Annotated in this window: 14 protein-coding genes; 11 read left to right on the top strand and 3 right to left on the bottom strand. The window is 58.3% G+C overall.

All coding sequences use genetic code 11. The features are described from left to right. From AC3ZU9_RS22230 to AC3ZU9_RS22215, 4 genes are all read left to right on the top strand, one after another. Positions 1 to 678: ribonucleotide-diphosphate reductase subunit beta (locus AC3ZU9_RS22230; protein ID WP_301072739.1), on the top strand; the 678-nt coding region annotated here is incomplete at its 5' end. A 315-nt stretch (positions 679 to 993) separates the two neighbouring features. Then, positions 994 to 1,572 (top strand): BRO-N domain-containing protein, encoded by a 579-nt coding sequence (locus tag AC3ZU9_RS22225; protein WP_046036439.1) that lies wholly within the window; start codon positions 994 to 996, stop codon positions 1,570 to 1,572. Positions 1,573 to 1,671: 99 nt separating this feature from the next. Continuing rightward, entirely contained in the window at positions 1,672 to 2,385 is a 714-nt protein-coding gene (locus AC3ZU9_RS22220) for an HNH endonuclease (RefSeq protein ID WP_489095740.1), read from the top strand. 72 nt (positions 2,386 to 2,457) lie between these two features. Continuing rightward, positions 2,458 to 3,102: an HAD-IB family hydrolase gene (locus AC3ZU9_RS22215; RefSeq protein ID WP_102061282.1), complete on the top strand. Its 645-nt coding sequence runs from the start codon at positions 2,458 to 2,460 to the stop codon at positions 3,100 to 3,102. Between the two features lie 144 nt (positions 3,103 to 3,246). Here the strand turns inward: AC3ZU9_RS22215 and AC3ZU9_RS22210 are convergent, their stop codons facing one another. Continuing rightward, positions 3,247 to 4,206, bottom strand: a complete 960-nt coding sequence (locus AC3ZU9_RS22210; RefSeq protein ID WP_490091317.1) for a LysR family transcriptional regulator — start codon at positions 4,204 to 4,206, stop codon at positions 3,247 to 3,249. Between the two features lie 193 nt (positions 4,207 to 4,399). On the opposite strand from AC3ZU9_RS22210, the gene argH reads away from it, so the two are divergent. From argH to AC3ZU9_RS22175, 7 genes are all read left to right on the top strand, one after another. After that, the gene (gene argH, locus AC3ZU9_RS22205; protein WP_490091316.1) at positions 4,400 to 5,827 is read left to right on the top strand and encodes an argininosuccinate lyase; all 1,428 of its coding nucleotides are present in this window, start codon (positions 4,400 to 4,402) and stop codon (positions 5,825 to 5,827) included. 118 nt (positions 5,828 to 5,945) lie between these two features. Further along, positions 5,946 to 6,824 carry an amino acid ABC transporter permease gene (locus AC3ZU9_RS22200; RefSeq protein ID WP_093543103.1) on the top strand — a complete coding sequence of 293 codons (879 nt, stop codon included), beginning with the start codon at positions 5,946 to 5,948 and terminating at the stop codon, positions 6,822 to 6,824. A 24-nt stretch (positions 6,825 to 6,848) separates the two neighbouring features. Further along, positions 6,849 to 7,613, top strand: coding sequence for an amino acid ABC transporter ATP-binding protein (locus AC3ZU9_RS22195; RefSeq protein WP_046036444.1), 765 nt, complete (start codon positions 6,849 to 6,851; stop codon positions 7,611 to 7,613). Positions 7,614 to 7,638: 25 nt separating this feature from the next. Further along, complete coding sequence (locus tag AC3ZU9_RS22190) at positions 7,639 to 8,460, top strand: ABC transporter substrate-binding protein (RefSeq protein ID WP_490091315.1); 822 nt, start codon at positions 7,639 to 7,641, stop codon at positions 8,458 to 8,460. Positions 8,461 to 8,607: 147 nt separating this feature from the next. Beyond that, positions 8,608 to 9,777 carry an MFS transporter gene (locus AC3ZU9_RS22185; RefSeq protein WP_093543106.1) on the top strand — a complete coding sequence of 390 codons (1,170 nt, stop codon included), beginning with the start codon at positions 8,608 to 8,610 and terminating at the stop codon, positions 9,775 to 9,777. A 54-nt stretch (positions 9,778 to 9,831) separates the two neighbouring features. After that, complete coding sequence (locus AC3ZU9_RS22180) at positions 9,832 to 10,779, top strand: hypothetical protein (protein WP_490091314.1); 948 nt, start codon at positions 9,832 to 9,834, stop codon at positions 10,777 to 10,779. Positions 10,780 to 10,872: 93 nt separating this feature from the next. Further along, positions 10,873 to 11,238 (top strand): helix-turn-helix transcriptional regulator, encoded by a 366-nt coding sequence (locus AC3ZU9_RS22175; RefSeq protein ID WP_064053667.1) that lies wholly within the window; start codon positions 10,873 to 10,875, stop codon positions 11,236 to 11,238. Here the strand turns inward: AC3ZU9_RS22175 and AC3ZU9_RS22170 are convergent. Together AC3ZU9_RS22170 and AC3ZU9_RS22165 are read right to left on the bottom strand one after the other, a co-directional pair. Then, on the bottom strand, positions 11,222 to 12,724 hold the full coding sequence (locus AC3ZU9_RS22170) for an amidase family protein (RefSeq protein WP_102061286.1): 1,503 nt from the start codon (positions 12,722 to 12,724) through the stop codon (positions 11,222 to 11,224). The two genes, AC3ZU9_RS22175 and AC3ZU9_RS22170, sit on opposite strands and share 17 nt — an antisense overlap. 98 nt (positions 12,725 to 12,822) lie before the next feature. After that, entirely contained in the window at positions 12,823 to 13,512 is a 690-nt protein-coding gene (locus tag AC3ZU9_RS22165; protein WP_490091313.1) for a hypothetical protein, read from the bottom strand. Positions 13,513 to 13,563 lie beyond the last annotated feature (51 nt).

Genomic DNA, 13,563 nt, shown 5'->3' with positions numbered 1-13,563 from the left:
ACCCACGCCTACCAGTACTGCATCGAATCGTTGGCCATGGATGAAGGCGAGATCTTCAACATGTACCACGAGATTCCCTCGGTCGCCAAAAAGGCTGCCTGGGGTCTGAAGTACACCCGTTCGATCTCCGATCCGAAGTTCGAAACCGGCACCGTCGAGACGGATAAAGAGCTGCTGCGTAACCTGGTCGCCTACTACTGCGTCCTGGAAGGCATCTTCTTCTACTGCGGGTTCACCCAGATCCTGTCCATGGGCCGTCGCAACAAAATGACCGGCGTCGCCGAGCAGTTCCAGTACATCCTGCGCGACGAGTCGATGCACCTGAACTTCGGTATCGATGTGATCAACCAGATCAAAATCGAAAACCCGCATTTGTGGGATGCCGAGATGAAGGAAGAAGCGACCCAGATGATTCTGCAAGGGACTCAGCTGGAGATTGAATACGCTCGCGATACCATGCCACGCGGTGTGTTGGGGATGAATGCGGCGATGATGGAGGATTACCTCAAGTTCATCGCTAACCGTCGTTTGTCGCAGATTGGGTTGAAGGAAGAGTATCCAGGGACGACTAACCCGTTCCCTTGGATGAGTGAGATTATGGACTTGAAGAAAGAGAAGAATTTCTTTGAGACTCGGGTTATTGAGTATCAGACCGGCGGTGCGCTGAGCTGGGATTGATTCCTGAGCTAGACCCCCTTAAGAAGCCCTGACTTGTTCAGGGCTTTTTTATGCCCTAAGAACTGAATAGGAACGGTCTTACGCAAAGATCATCCAGAAAGTAGTTGATGCGAGGTTCGATACTGATAGCCTCGCTCGCCGGTGCCTAAGAAACGCCCAACGTAGAAGCTAGCCTCACTCACACAGCCGAAATCCATATGACCTAGTCATGCGGAATTTTAATGTTGTATCGAGGCCAAGCAAGTTGGAGTTTCTTAAATCCGCTCTCTACGTTGGGCCCTGGCCCTTCCGAAAATCACGTAGAGGTCATAGGAAATGCCTAGTCCATATCAGCTCGACTTACCAGCCGCCAAGAAGGTAGTTCTACCTGCGCCTTCAATTGCCATTATTTTCACCCGACAAAATCTTCTTCTACATGCCCTCCTTTTAGAAAACCAACCGTGGTTCTGCGCGCGCGACCTCGGCCGCTTGATGGGCTGCTACCTAGATGAACGAACGACTCGAAAGCTCGATGACGATCAACGGCAATACCTGAAGTTGCTGTTTCACGGTCAACCGGAAGAAATGCTGATGATCAGCGAATCCGGTGCGTATGCACTGCTGGTCTATCACTACGCACCAGAGAACCGACGACTACGCAGTTGGCTCACCCACGAAGTCGTCCCGACGTTGCGGGACGAGCGTCAGCCACGAACGGTGGAGCGACCACTATTGAGCCTGTTGGATTGGCCAGAGATGTCGCTAAACCTTCTGCATTGGCAGGATGAAGGCTGGATACGTCTTAGGGATATGCCGTATTTGTTGGTGAATCGAACCTATCGCAGAGAGCCGGTAAGAACTCCGTGGTGGCGAAAGCTCATTCAACCGTTCCGAACGAAGCAGCGAATTTACTGACATAAACGACCGCCAAAGCCCAACAACGCGTAGGAAATTTCGTAGACGCCATAATGGCTACTCAGTATCGTCCGAGGGTTTTCTACCCTCGGCGGCTGTATGGATATTACGAAAGACAAAACGGACTGGAACGACGCGGAACTGGCAGCAGCGGTCGAAGCGTACTTAAAGATGTTGGCCTGGGAAAAGAGCGGCCAACCTTTCAACAAAGCGCTCGAAAACCGCCTTCTGCGTGAAGGCCCGGTGGCAGGCCGTGCAAAGGGCTCCATCGAGTTCCGCATGCAAAACATTTCCACCGTGCTTGTGCGTATGGGCTGGGACCGCATAGAAGGCTATAAACCTGCAAAGAACGTGGGCACAGGCGTAGAGCAACGCATCCGCCAAGCCCTCGCCGCACAGGGTGTATTCGAATCCGACGACGCCGCCCAAACAGCGGATGAGCAAACGCTTATCCGCCGCGCGTCCAAACTGCAGCAGCAACCTTTCCCTAAGCTACCGGACGGCATTGCCCAGCCCCAGAAGGTATCGACCGTCAGCACGGCCTTTGTCCGCGATCCAAAGGTCCGCGCCTGGGTGTTGAAAGAAGCCAAAGGCATCTGCGAAGGCTGCGGCTCAAACGCGCCTTTTGAAGTCGACGGTTTGCCATTTCTTGAAGTACATCACGTCAAGCACCTCGCCCAGAAGGGTTCGGATCGCATCTCCAATGCTGTAGCCTTGTGCCCCAATTGCCATCAGCGTTGTCACCGTTCAAGTGATCGGAACGCTTTCACTGAAGCGCTTTACAGCAAAGTCGGAAGATTGGCACGGGAGTAAACTCCTGCTGTCACACCTGATGCACACTCAAAAAATACTAGATAGGACCGAGGCCAACCCGTGAACCCAGACATGCTCGAAGCCGGCCCCGCTGACGCCAAAGTACTCTCCGTCTTTGACTTCGACGGCACCCTCACCCACCACGACAGTTTCGTGCCGTTCCTCAAGTTCGCCTTTGGCACCGGTGAGTTTTATGGCCGGATGGTCAAGCTGGCGGTGCCAGGTCTGCGCTTTTTGTTGCAGCAGATCAGCCGGGATGAGTTGAAGGCGCAGTTGATCCGCACCTTTATGACCGGGGTGGAGAAGGCGTGGGTGCAGCAGAAGGCGGAGGAGTATTGCCAGCGCAATTGGGCGCGGTTGATGCGGCCGGCGGGGGTGCTTTCGGTGGAGCAGGAGTTGGGTTCGGGGGCGGTGGTGACGCTGTGCTCGGCGTCGCCGGCCTTGGTGTTGCAGCCGTTTGCCGATCGTCTTGGGATCAAGTTGATCGGGACTGAGCTTGAGGTGGTGGATGGGGTGCTGACCGGTAAGCTCACCGGGAATAACTGCCGGTGTGAGAACAAGGTGCTGCGGCTTGAGGCGGTGTACGGCGATTTGGGCGAGTATCGGCTGCGGGCCTGGGGCGATACGCGTGGGGATCGGGAGTTGCTGGCGGCGGCGCAGGATGCGCATTTTCGGCATTTTCATGCGAAGAAGAAGCGGGCGAAAGTGCTGCGCTGATCATTGTGGTGAGCGGGCTTGCCCCGCGCTGGGGCGCGTAGCGGCCCTAAAACCAAACGCCGCATTCTGTCTGACAGCATGCGGCGTTTTTATTGGGACTGCTGCGCAGCCCAGCGCGGGGCAAGCCCGCTCACCACAGGTTGATCAAACAGAGGCCTTGAGTTCTACGCCCAACGCCGTCGCAAAGGCTTTTACCATCGGGCTGCGCGGGGCGTTATGGCGCAGGATCAGGTTGAATGCGGTGCTCAGGTGAACCTGTTCCGGGCACAGTGTGCGCAGGCGCCCTTCCCTTACCAATGGCGCGGCGTAGTGTTCGGGCAGGAAGCCGAGGAAGCGGCCGGTGAGGATCAGGATCGCGACGGCTTCGACTTGCGAGGCCGAGGCGGACTGGCTGTCATAGTTGACGAAGTTGGCCTTGTCGCGGTGGATCGCATACCGATGGTTCACCACTTCGTATTGGCGCAAGACCTCGGGCGTGATGTCGTTTACGTCGAAGAGTGGGTGTCCTACGGCACAGTAGACGTGGGCCTTTTCTTCGTACAGCGGGAAGTAGTCAAATTCCTCTCGGCGTTGGTACACCGGCACGATGCCGACAATCAAGCGCCCTTCCACCACGCCACGTTCAACTTCGTCCAATTGCGAGGCATGTAGGCGCAGTCTAATTTTTGGCGATTCACTATGTAATTTCCCTAACGCGGTAATTAGCGGGGAATTAATGTCGGACACGGTGTTATCAATAACCCCCACACTAAGGTCGCCGATCAGTTCGTTTTGCGCCGAACTAAGCTTGTCGCGAAAACTGTCCACCGAGGTAAATAACTCGATGGACGCCTGATACACCAACTTGCCTTCTTCGGTCAGCCCAAACCCTTCCCTGCCCCGTGTGCACAGGCGCATGCCGATGCGAATCTCGAGGTCGGAGATCTGTTTGCTGATGGCTGCCAGGCCCACGTTCAGCTCGTTTTGCGCGGCGCTGAAGCCGCCGGCTTCGACCACGGCCATAAATACCCGCAGCAATTTGAAGTCCAGCCCGCTCAGTTGCAGGGGCGGTCGTGTGCCGGGTTTTGGCGGTAGGTTTCCAGAAGTGGAAAGTGGAGTTTCCATAATACGCGTTGACCTCAAGTGCCATATTCAACAGGCTTCAACCCAGTCCTTGAACATAGCCAGGCGGCGATAATGAACATAAACAACCGCCCTTGGCAACCTTGAATACGGCGCGTCAGACGCTGATTCAGTCTAGTTGAAAACTTATTTTTACTGCCTCCGACTCTTCTAAAAACAAGCGTGAGGAATACCCATGTCCCAGCCCACCGACCGCCTTTGGGGCGCTCGTTTCAAGACCGGTCCGTCTGCTGCATTGGCCGCGTTGTCGCGTTGCCCTGAGCGCTATTTTCGCCTGACGCCCTACGACCTGGCCGGCTCCCGTGCCCATGCCCGTGAGTTGCAGCGCGCCGGTTTGCTGGATGAGTCGGAGACCTTGCGTACCCTCGAAACCCTGGAGGGGATCGGCGCTGACTTCGCTGCCGGCCGCCTGCATCCGACCCTGGATGACGAGGACGTGCACACCTTCATCGAACGCGTATTGACCGAGCGCCTCGGCGCCTTGGGCGGCAAGTTGCGCGCCGGGCGTTCGCGTAACGACCAGACGGCCAATGACCTGCGGCTTTTCCTACGCGACCATGCGCGCACCATCACTACCGAGGTGCTGGGTCTGCAACAGGCGTTGGTGGAGAAGGCTGAGCAGCATATCGAGAGCATCTGCCCCGGCTTTACCCATTTGCAGCAGGCGCAGCCGATTGTGTTTGCCCACCATTTGCTCGCTCATGCGCAGTCGATGCTGCGTGATGTGCAGCGTTTGGTGGATTGGGATGCGCGTACAGCGCTGTCACCGTTGGGTGCGGCAGCCATGGCCGGTTCGGCGATTGCGCGCCAGCCGGAGCATTCGGCCAAGGAAATGGGCTACACCGGGCCGTGCGAAAACTCGATTGACGCCGTCGCCAGCCGTGACCATGTGGCGGAGTTTCTGTTTGTGGCGGGCATGCTCGGGGTGAATATTTCGCGGCTGTCGGAGGAATTTTGCCTGTGGTCGTCGCGCCAGTTTCGCTGGGTGGTGTTGGACGATGCCTACGCCACCGGCAGCTCGATCATGCCGCAGAAGAAGAACCCGGACATTGCCGAATTGGCGCGGGGCAAGGCTGGGCGTTTGATTGGCAACCTGACCGGGTTGATGTCGACGCTCAAGTCGTTGCCGCTGTCGTACAACCGCGATTTGAGTGAAGACAAGCACAGTGTGTTGGACAGCGTGGACACCTTGCTGCTGGTACTGCCGGCGATGGCCGGGATGGTTGCGACCATGAAGGTGCAGGTGGAAGAGCTGCGGCGCCAGGCGCCGATGGGCTTCACCTTGGCGACGGAGGTGGCGGATTGGTTGGCCACCCGTGGTGTGACGTTTAAAGAAGCCCATGAGATTACCGGCGCGCTGGTGCAGGCCTGTGAGAAGCATGAGATTGAGTTGTGGGAAGCCTCGCCGGCGATGTTGGCGGAGGTGGATGCTCGGTTGCTGCCTGAGGTGCGGGACTGCTTGACCCTGGAGGCGGCGATTGCGGCGCGCAGTGGGTGGGGTGGGACGGCGCCGGAGCGGGTCAGGGAGCAGATTGGGCGGTTGAAGGTGGCGTTGGCTGAGCAACAGCGATGGGCTGAGAGTTATCAGGGGTTTCGGATGTAAGCCTGGGAGATTTGTAGTGTTTGGGCTGGCGCTTTCGCAGGCAAGCCAGCTCCCACATTGGATCGGGTTTTAACTGTTGGATCGAGTAGAGCGGTAATCGCTTTTTTGGAGAATCACCATGAACCAAACCCCGGCCGAGCGCTTGGAAATAGAGCGCAAGTTGTCCGAGAACCAGTTCGATATCACGCAGTACGAACACGTGCCGCGTCGCTATTACGGGCGGATGTTTTTTGCCACGTTGATCGTGATCGTATTGGCCGCGCTGTTGCGCGCATTCGCCAACGGCCAGATCGAATGGTCCTACATCGGTCAGTTCCTTACGTCTGAGGCCATCCTCTGGGGCCTGGTGAACACCATCGTCATGTCGATCCTGGCGATGGCGCTGGGCGTGGTGATCGGGGTGATCACGGCGATCATGCGCATGTCGGCCAACCCGATCCTGCGGTATGTGGCCATTACCTACACCTGGCTGTTCCGTGGCACGCCGTTGATTCTGCAGTTGCTGCTGTGGTTCAACTTGGCGCTGATTTTCCCGGTGATCGCGGTTCCCGGCCTGTTCAGCATCGACACCGTCGACCTGATGACACCGTTCGTGGCCGCCCTGCTCGGCTTGAGCATCAACCAGGGCGCCTACACCGCCGAGGTGGTGCGCGCCGGCTTGCTGTCGGTCGACACCGGCCAGTACGAAGCCGCCAAGTCCATCGGCATGCCGAGCCTGCAAGCGCTACGTAGGATCATTCTTCCGCAGGCGATGCGAGTGATCATCCCGCCTGTAGGCAACGAGTTCATCAGCATGGTGAAAATGACTAGCCTGGCCAGCGTGATCCAGTACTCGGAGCTGCTGCACAACGCGCAAAACATCTACTACGCCAACGCCCGGGTCATGGAGCTGCTGATTGTGGCCGGCATCTGGTACCTGGCGGTGGTGACTGTTCTTTCATTTGGTCAAAGCCGCCTCGAGCGTCGTTTTGCCCGCGGCGCCGGCAAGCGTTCGTAAGTTTGGGTTGAGGAGATTTGCCCCATGAGAAGCATCGTCAAGGCCGTCAACCTGAACAAGTATTACGACCAGTATCACGCGCTGCGCGACATCAATATCGAGGTCGAGCAAGGCGAAGTGATGTGCATCATCGGCCCGTCCGGCTCGGGTAAAAGCACCCTGCTGCGTTGCGTCAACCAACTGGAAAAAATCGACAAGGGCGGCCTGTGGGTCGACGGCGAACTGGTGGGTTACCGCGTCATCGGCAACAAGCTGCATGAGATGAATGAAGCGCAGATCGCCCGCCAGCGCCTGGCCACCGGCATGGTGTTCCAGCGCTTTAATTTGTTCCCGCACATGACCGTGCTGCAGAACATCATCGAAGGCCCGTGCCAAGTGCTCAAGCGCTCGCCCAAGGAAGCCATCGAGGATGCGTTGGAGTTGCTCGCTCGCGTCGGCCTGGCGGACAAACGCAATGCTTACCCGGTGGAATTGTCTGGCGGGCAGCAACAGCGCGTGGCAATTGCCCGTGCGTTGGCGATGCGCCCCAAGTTGATGTTGTTCGACGAGCCCACATCAGCCCTCGACCCGGAGCTGGTCGGCGAAGTGCTGTCGGTGATGCGCGATTTGGCCACCACCGGCATGACCATGATCGTGGTCACCCATGAATTGGGCTTCGCTCGCGAAGTGTCCAACCGCATGGTGTTTATGGATGCCGGCCAGATTGTGGAAGCCGGCAGCCCTGAAGAAATTCTAATAAGCCCACAAAACCCGCGTACCCAAAGCTTTATTTCTGCCGTTCGCACTTAACTAGAAAACTAACGAGAACGCCCCCATGAAAAAATTGTTTATCCCCATGTTGCTCGCAGGCCTGATGGCCTCCACTGTTGTTTTCGCGGCTTTGCCGGCGGCAATCAAGGACAAGGGTGAGATCAGCGCGGCCATCGTGCCGAACTATCCACCGATGGATTTCAAGGACCCCGCCACCAATAAGCTCACGGGTTTCGACTTCGACTTGGGCAACGCCCTGGCCGAGCGCCTGGGTGTGAAGATCAAGTGGCAGGAAACCGGCTTCGAGCAAATGCTCAGCGGCCTGACCACCAAGCGTGTGGACATTGTGCTGTCGGGCATGAGCGACACCGCCGAGCGCCAAAAGGCGGTGACTTTCATCGACTACTTCACCAGCGGCCCGCAGCTGTACACCCTGGCCAAGCGTGAAGACCTCAAGGAATTGACTGACCTGTGCGGTAAAAAAGTCGGCACCAGCCGCCGTACCACCTGGCCGTCGGAAATTGCCGCGTGGAGCAAGCAAAACTGCGAAGCGGCGGGTAAGCCGGCCATCGTGGTGATTGGCACTGAAGGCTCGGCGGATGCTCGCGCGCAGTTGCAGCAGAACCGCCTGGATGCGGCGATGCAGGGCAGCGAGACGATTCCTTATTTGATGGCGCTGGACAAGGGCAAGTACAAGCCGGTGGGCCTGGCAATTTCCAAGCAGTTCACCGGGCTGGGGATTGAGAAGAGCAACACCGAGTTGGTCACGGCGATCAGTGAAGCGTTGCAGGGCATGATTGATGATGGGACCTACGGCAAGATCCTGAAGAAGTGGGAGCTGGAGCAAGGCGCGGTCGAGAAGATCACCATCAACTCCGGCCAGTAAGTCGATCCAAGTGTGGGAGCTGGCTTGCCTGCGATGGCGGCGTCATCTTGCATAATCATTGCCTGAACCACCGCTATCGCAGGCAAGCCAGCTCCCACATTTGATGTGTGTTGTCTTTAGAAAATAACAAGGACACTTGCCCCCACCGTGGCCACCTACTCCCTGGTAATCCGCCGCCTGCTGGTCTGCTCGGTGACCATCGTGGTCAGCCGTGCCATGACCAGCCCGCTGTTGGCCTTGCTGCTCAGCACGCGCCTGGGCCTCAACCAGCAGGACATCGGCCTGCTGATGGGCATCGCCGTATTTATCGCGACACTGCTGGGCCTGTACGGCGGCTACATCATCGACCGCCTGGAAAAACGCAAGCTGCTGATCCTGGCCATGCTCTCGAGCGCCATCGGTTTTCTGTTGCTGACCTTTGCCAGCAACCTCTACCTCACCACCTTGACCCTGGTCATCACCGAAGCGGCGTCGGCGCTGTTCCTGATCGGCTCCAAAGCCATCATCAGCGAGAACCTGCCGGTGGGTGACCGTGCCAAGGTGTTTTCCCTGCGCTACACCCTGACCAATGTGGGCTACGCGACCGGCCCGATGGTCGGCGTGGTGATCGCCGGGCACCTGCCGCTGGCGCCCTTCCTGATCGCCAGCGCCATCGCCTTTGGCAGCGTGTTCCTGATGATCGGCATCCCACCCACCCAACGGGATGACAGCCACAAACCCTTGAGTTTCCTCAGCACCCTGCGCACGTTGCGCAGCGACCGCACGCTGATCCTATTCACCAGCGGCAGCCTGCTGAGCACCATTGTCCACGGGCGCTACACCCTGTATCTGTCGCAGTTTTTGCTGGTGGCCTACAAGCCCGCCGAGGCGTTGAAGATTCTGTCTGCGGTGCTGGCCTGCAACGCCATCACCGTGATCTTGATGCAGTACCAGATCGGGCGGTTTCTCAAGCGTGAGCAACTGCGTTACTGGATCGTGCTCGGCACCTTGCTGTTCATTGTCGGGCTGATCGGGTTCAGCCTGGCCGACAGCCTGGTCACCTGGTGCCTGGCGATGTTCGTATTCACCTTGGGCGAGATGATCATCTACCCCTCGGAGTTTCTGTTTATCGACACCATTGCTCCCGATGCCCTGCGCGGCAGTTATTACGGTGCGCAAAACCTGGCCGCGTTTGGCGGGGCAATGAGCCCGGTGATGTGTGGGTATTTGCTGATCAATGCGGCGCCAGCCAGCATGTTCTATGCATTGGGGGCGCTGACGGCGGTCGGTGGAACGCTGTGCTTCTTGAGCGGCCGAAGGGTTGCAGTTTCTTGCTGATATTTGCGCGGGATCCCGCTATTAATAGCGAAACTTCTCACGGACCCGAGCCCCATGAAATTCGACACGGCCTACAGCCTGAGTCTCGACGACAAGCTGTCGATCTACGACGTACGAGACCTGAATTTCGACGAAACCGCCGACTTCGATTCCGACAAGGACAGCTTCCTCTGCCCCAACGAGGCCTGCCGTGCGGCGTTCGATACGGGCAATACGCTGAGCACCTTCAACGCGAAGAACGTTAACTATCAGCGCACGCCCCATTTCAAGAACAAGACCAGCACCCAGCATATCGACGGCTGCCGTTACGCCAGCACCCACAAGACCGCGACCGGTGAAGGTGACGACGAGCGTGAAGACAACTTCCCCTCGGAATTTGTACTCACGCGCCGTCAATACGACCGTAAGGCCCCGCTTGCCGGGGCTGAGGGAAGTGCCCCACGCGAGCCAGCGAAAGCGCCTTCAAACCGTAGCTCTGCGCCCCACAGCACCCACGACACCACCCCGGACAAAACCAGCGTCTTCGCCCACCCGGTGGAATGCTATGTGTCGAATATCGACGACAAGGACAAGCTCAAGGCGATGCCGCTGAAGATTGGCGACCACACCGCGACCTACTGGACGTTTTTCAAGAAAATCGAATACCTGCAAGACAACAAGGGCCTGATCTACTGGGGCAAGATCAAGGCGATCAAGGACTACACCAGCAGCTTTCGCATCGACTTCGAGAAGAAGGTGTGGCTCGACAAAAAGCCCTATTCGGTCAACGTCTACCTGAGCAAAAAACTCATCGACACTTACCGCAAGCGCAAGGCTTTCCTGGAGCAGATCAAGGCGGCGGTGGACAGTGAGCGAGCGCTGTATTGCTTCTTCTACGGGGTGACGCCGGCGTTGAAACACGTACCGAGCACAAAAAACCCCGAACAGACGTTCGGGGTGTTCAGCGCGAACATCGAGAACCTGGATCACCTGATTATCCGGGAGGCGCCGGGGGTGGAGTAACGGCTGATTAAACATCCAGTTGATGAGCGGTCAAAACAACTGTACAAAAACACAGTATAGTTTGCCCTCCCCCGTCGAATCCTGGAGAAAACCATGTCCTCTCTGGCAATGAGCTCTTTTGTAGAACAGCAGATCGTCCTGCATCAATTCACCGCCAAGCACAGCGTGCAGGCCCGCGCGATGCTGGGCTGGAGCACCGAAGACCTGGCCCGGTTGGCGGGCGTGACGGCGCAAGCGGTTCAGCACTTCGAAAGCCAGGGCGACGTGGGCGATGAAACCCGCCTGGCATTGGCGTTCAGGCTGGAGGCTGAGGGGCTGGTGTTTTTTCCGGGCTTTGCGCCGGGGTGGGGAATGAGTGTGCGTCGGTTCGACCTTCCTTCAACCGAGCCCACTGCCCACAACAGCGCCCGACGCTCCCTTTGCGATGTACTGGGATGGCCGGTCAAAACCCAGGTTTGATTGCCACCTGGGCGGCCTGCTCATACCCATGGGCCACTGCCAACAAGGTAGGTTCAGCCCAGCGAGTGCCGAAAAAATAGGCACTGGTGGGTAAACCGTCCTCATCCGTCCCGGAAGGTACGGCGATCCCTGGGTAGCCGGCTGCCGCGACACCGAAGTAACTGTTTGTCTCGAAATCCGACACCATGACGTCCAGGTTTTCCGATTTGATCGGGTCATCTATGGCGCTGCGGAAATCCTGGATGAGCGCGTCCCACAGTGGCTGACGCTGCTCCGGCGTCAGGGTTGAGGCACTGATTTCCTTGAGTAGTGGTTGATGATCCTCGTTGGCGCCATCACGTTCATCGTTGAACCTGATGAGTTCGGTCAGTGATTTGACCGGTAGTCCCGAGCGATTGGCCAAGTAAGCATTGAGTTCTTCTTTCGCGTCCGAGAACAACAACTCGTCATAGCGTGAAGCATCGGCCAGGCGCATGTTGACGGGCACCAGTACCGCGCCTTGCTCGCGAAGCACCTCGAGTGTCCGACTGAATTGCGCACTGTTCACCACGGGCAGGGTTTCACCCTCTTTGGAAAACGTCGCAGGGTAACCGATACGCTTGCCCTTCAACGCACCTGGAACCAATAGCTTTGTGTAATCAATGCCTTGGGGCGCGCCCACACTCGCCGTGTCCTGGGGATCGCTGCCTGACATGGCATTGAGCATCAACGCAGCATCCATTACCGAGCGAGCCATCGGGCCTGGCGTGTCCTGGTGCTGGCTCGCGGGAATAATCCCATTGCGGTCCAGCAGGCCGACGCTGGGTTTGAGCCCCACCACACCATTGCGGGCAGCCGGCACAATGATCGAACCATTGGTTTCGGCCCCCACCGCCAAGGGCGCCAACCCTGCCGCGACTGCGGCGGCAGAGCCGGAACTGGAGCCTCCGACGTCGGCATCCGACTGATGCGGGTTACGGGTTTGCCCGCCCCGGCTGCTCCAGCCATCGGGGCCTCCACGAAACCCGGCCATTTCACTCATGTTGGTTTTACCCAGGATGACCGCGCCCTGCTTGATCAGGTAATCCACCAACGGGGCATTCTTGCCGGCACTTGCCCCCACAAGCCCAAACGCACCTGCACTGGTTTGCATGCCTGTGGTTTCGAGGGTGTCCTTGAGCAAAATGGGAATGCCATGCAGTGGCCCGCGTACTTTGCCGCTGGCTCGCTCGCGATCCAACTCGCGCGCAGCCTCAAGCGCTTCAGGGTTGAGCTCGATGACGGACCTCAGTTGAGGGTCCAGCCTGCGAATCCGCTCTTGCAGGAAACTGACCAGATCGACCGAGGTGAGCCCACCCGGCCGGGCCATTTGCCTGCCGAGTTCATTGACACTGAGGTATTCGGTACCGGGGGCGACTGGCTTGGAGGCCGCAGGTAAGTAGTCGCCGGCAATGGACTGCAGGGCCAACTGGGCAATCGAGCCCAGACCATACGCAATAGAGAACATAAGACCTCTTCAGGGAGTCAGAAACGACGAAGGACCCACATCGATCCATGCCCCAGTCTAAAAACCTCTCGCCCTCCCAGCATTGCGACGCACGTCGCTTACACCGTGGGATTAGTCAACACGTCGAGTAGCCCGGCCTGTACCGGTGTAAGGCGCCGAGCATTGCGGTACACCCGCACCAGAATCGGCAGTAAATCCTTGGAAGATCGCGCGCCATAGAACCACAGCGTTGAACCGTCCCCGAGCGGCTCGCCAAGCCTTGGGTAACCCGTCCAGCACGCCGCATGGAACGCAGCGCTTTGACTGTCGGACACCAGCGCATCCAAGCGGTATTGACTCATTAGCGTGTCGATTTCATTGCGGGTGTGCAGATCGAACCTCAGGGAGTCATCCGCTCGCTGTGCAGGCACCGGCACCAGTGTCAGCCCAGCCAGACGAAGGGTTTCCAGCGCCAGCGTAAAGAGCGCACGGTGCTCAATACGTTCGTGGTCATTGCCGTGCTCGTACCGTTCTGCAACCCCCACGCACAGCCCAGTCGTTCTCCGGTCTGCCGTGAAGGTGGTGTTGTTCTGCACCAAAGGCACCTCCACCATCACCGGCCCCGAAGGATCGATGCCGCTTAAGGCAATCAGCGACAGCGATGGGTCACGCACAGGTTTCACGGGCAGGGCAGGCGCGTCATACCCTGGAATCGGGATGCCGCCCGCGGGGCGTTTGTCGCAACCGGGGGCCGTCCCGAAAGCGATACCGCTCGGGGCGGGTGTATCGACGGAGGGAGTGGGTGGCACTGTCGCCAGACCTGCTATCTCCGCCGGCGAAGATGACGGTGGCGGCGCAGG

Source organism: Pseudomonas sp. A39 (assembly GCF_058145955.1).
The sequence above is the reverse complement of the archived record's forward strand: the minus strand, read 5'-3'. Positions and strand labels throughout refer to the sequence as shown.

Excerpts from the sequence above, each read along its gene's own strand:
- AC3ZU9_RS22225 (WP_046036439.1), top strand. The coding sequence starts at position 994 with ATGCCTAGTCCATATCAGCTCGACTTACCAGCCGCCAAGAAGGTAGTT.
- AC3ZU9_RS22220 (WP_489095740.1), top strand. The coding sequence starts at position 1,672 with ATGGATATTACGAAAGACAAAACGGACTGGAACGACGCGGAACTGGCA.
- AC3ZU9_RS22215 (WP_102061282.1), top strand. The coding sequence starts at position 2,458 with ATGCTCGAAGCCGGCCCCGCTGACGCCAAAGTACTCTCCGTCTTTGAC.
- AC3ZU9_RS22210 (WP_490091317.1), bottom strand. The coding sequence starts at position 4,206 with ATGGAAACTCCACTTTCCACTTCTGGAAACCTACCGCCAAAACCCGGC.
- argH (WP_490091316.1), top strand. The coding sequence starts at position 4,400 with ATGTCCCAGCCCACCGACCGCCTTTGGGGCGCTCGTTTCAAGACCGGT.
- AC3ZU9_RS22200 (WP_093543103.1), top strand. The coding sequence starts at position 5,946 with ATGAACCAAACCCCGGCCGAGCGCTTGGAAATAGAGCGCAAGTTGTCC.
- AC3ZU9_RS22195 (WP_046036444.1), top strand. The coding sequence starts at position 6,849 with ATGAGAAGCATCGTCAAGGCCGTCAACCTGAACAAGTATTACGACCAG.
- AC3ZU9_RS22190 (WP_490091315.1), top strand. The coding sequence starts at position 7,639 with ATGAAAAAATTGTTTATCCCCATGTTGCTCGCAGGCCTGATGGCCTCC.
- AC3ZU9_RS22180 (WP_490091314.1), top strand. The coding sequence starts at position 9,832 with ATGAAATTCGACACGGCCTACAGCCTGAGTCTCGACGACAAGCTGTCG.
- AC3ZU9_RS22175 (WP_064053667.1), top strand. The coding sequence starts at position 10,873 with ATGTCCTCTCTGGCAATGAGCTCTTTTGTAGAACAGCAGATCGTCCTG.
- AC3ZU9_RS22170 (WP_102061286.1), bottom strand. The coding sequence starts at position 12,724 with ATGTTCTCTATTGCGTATGGTCTGGGCTCGATTGCCCAGTTGGCCCTG.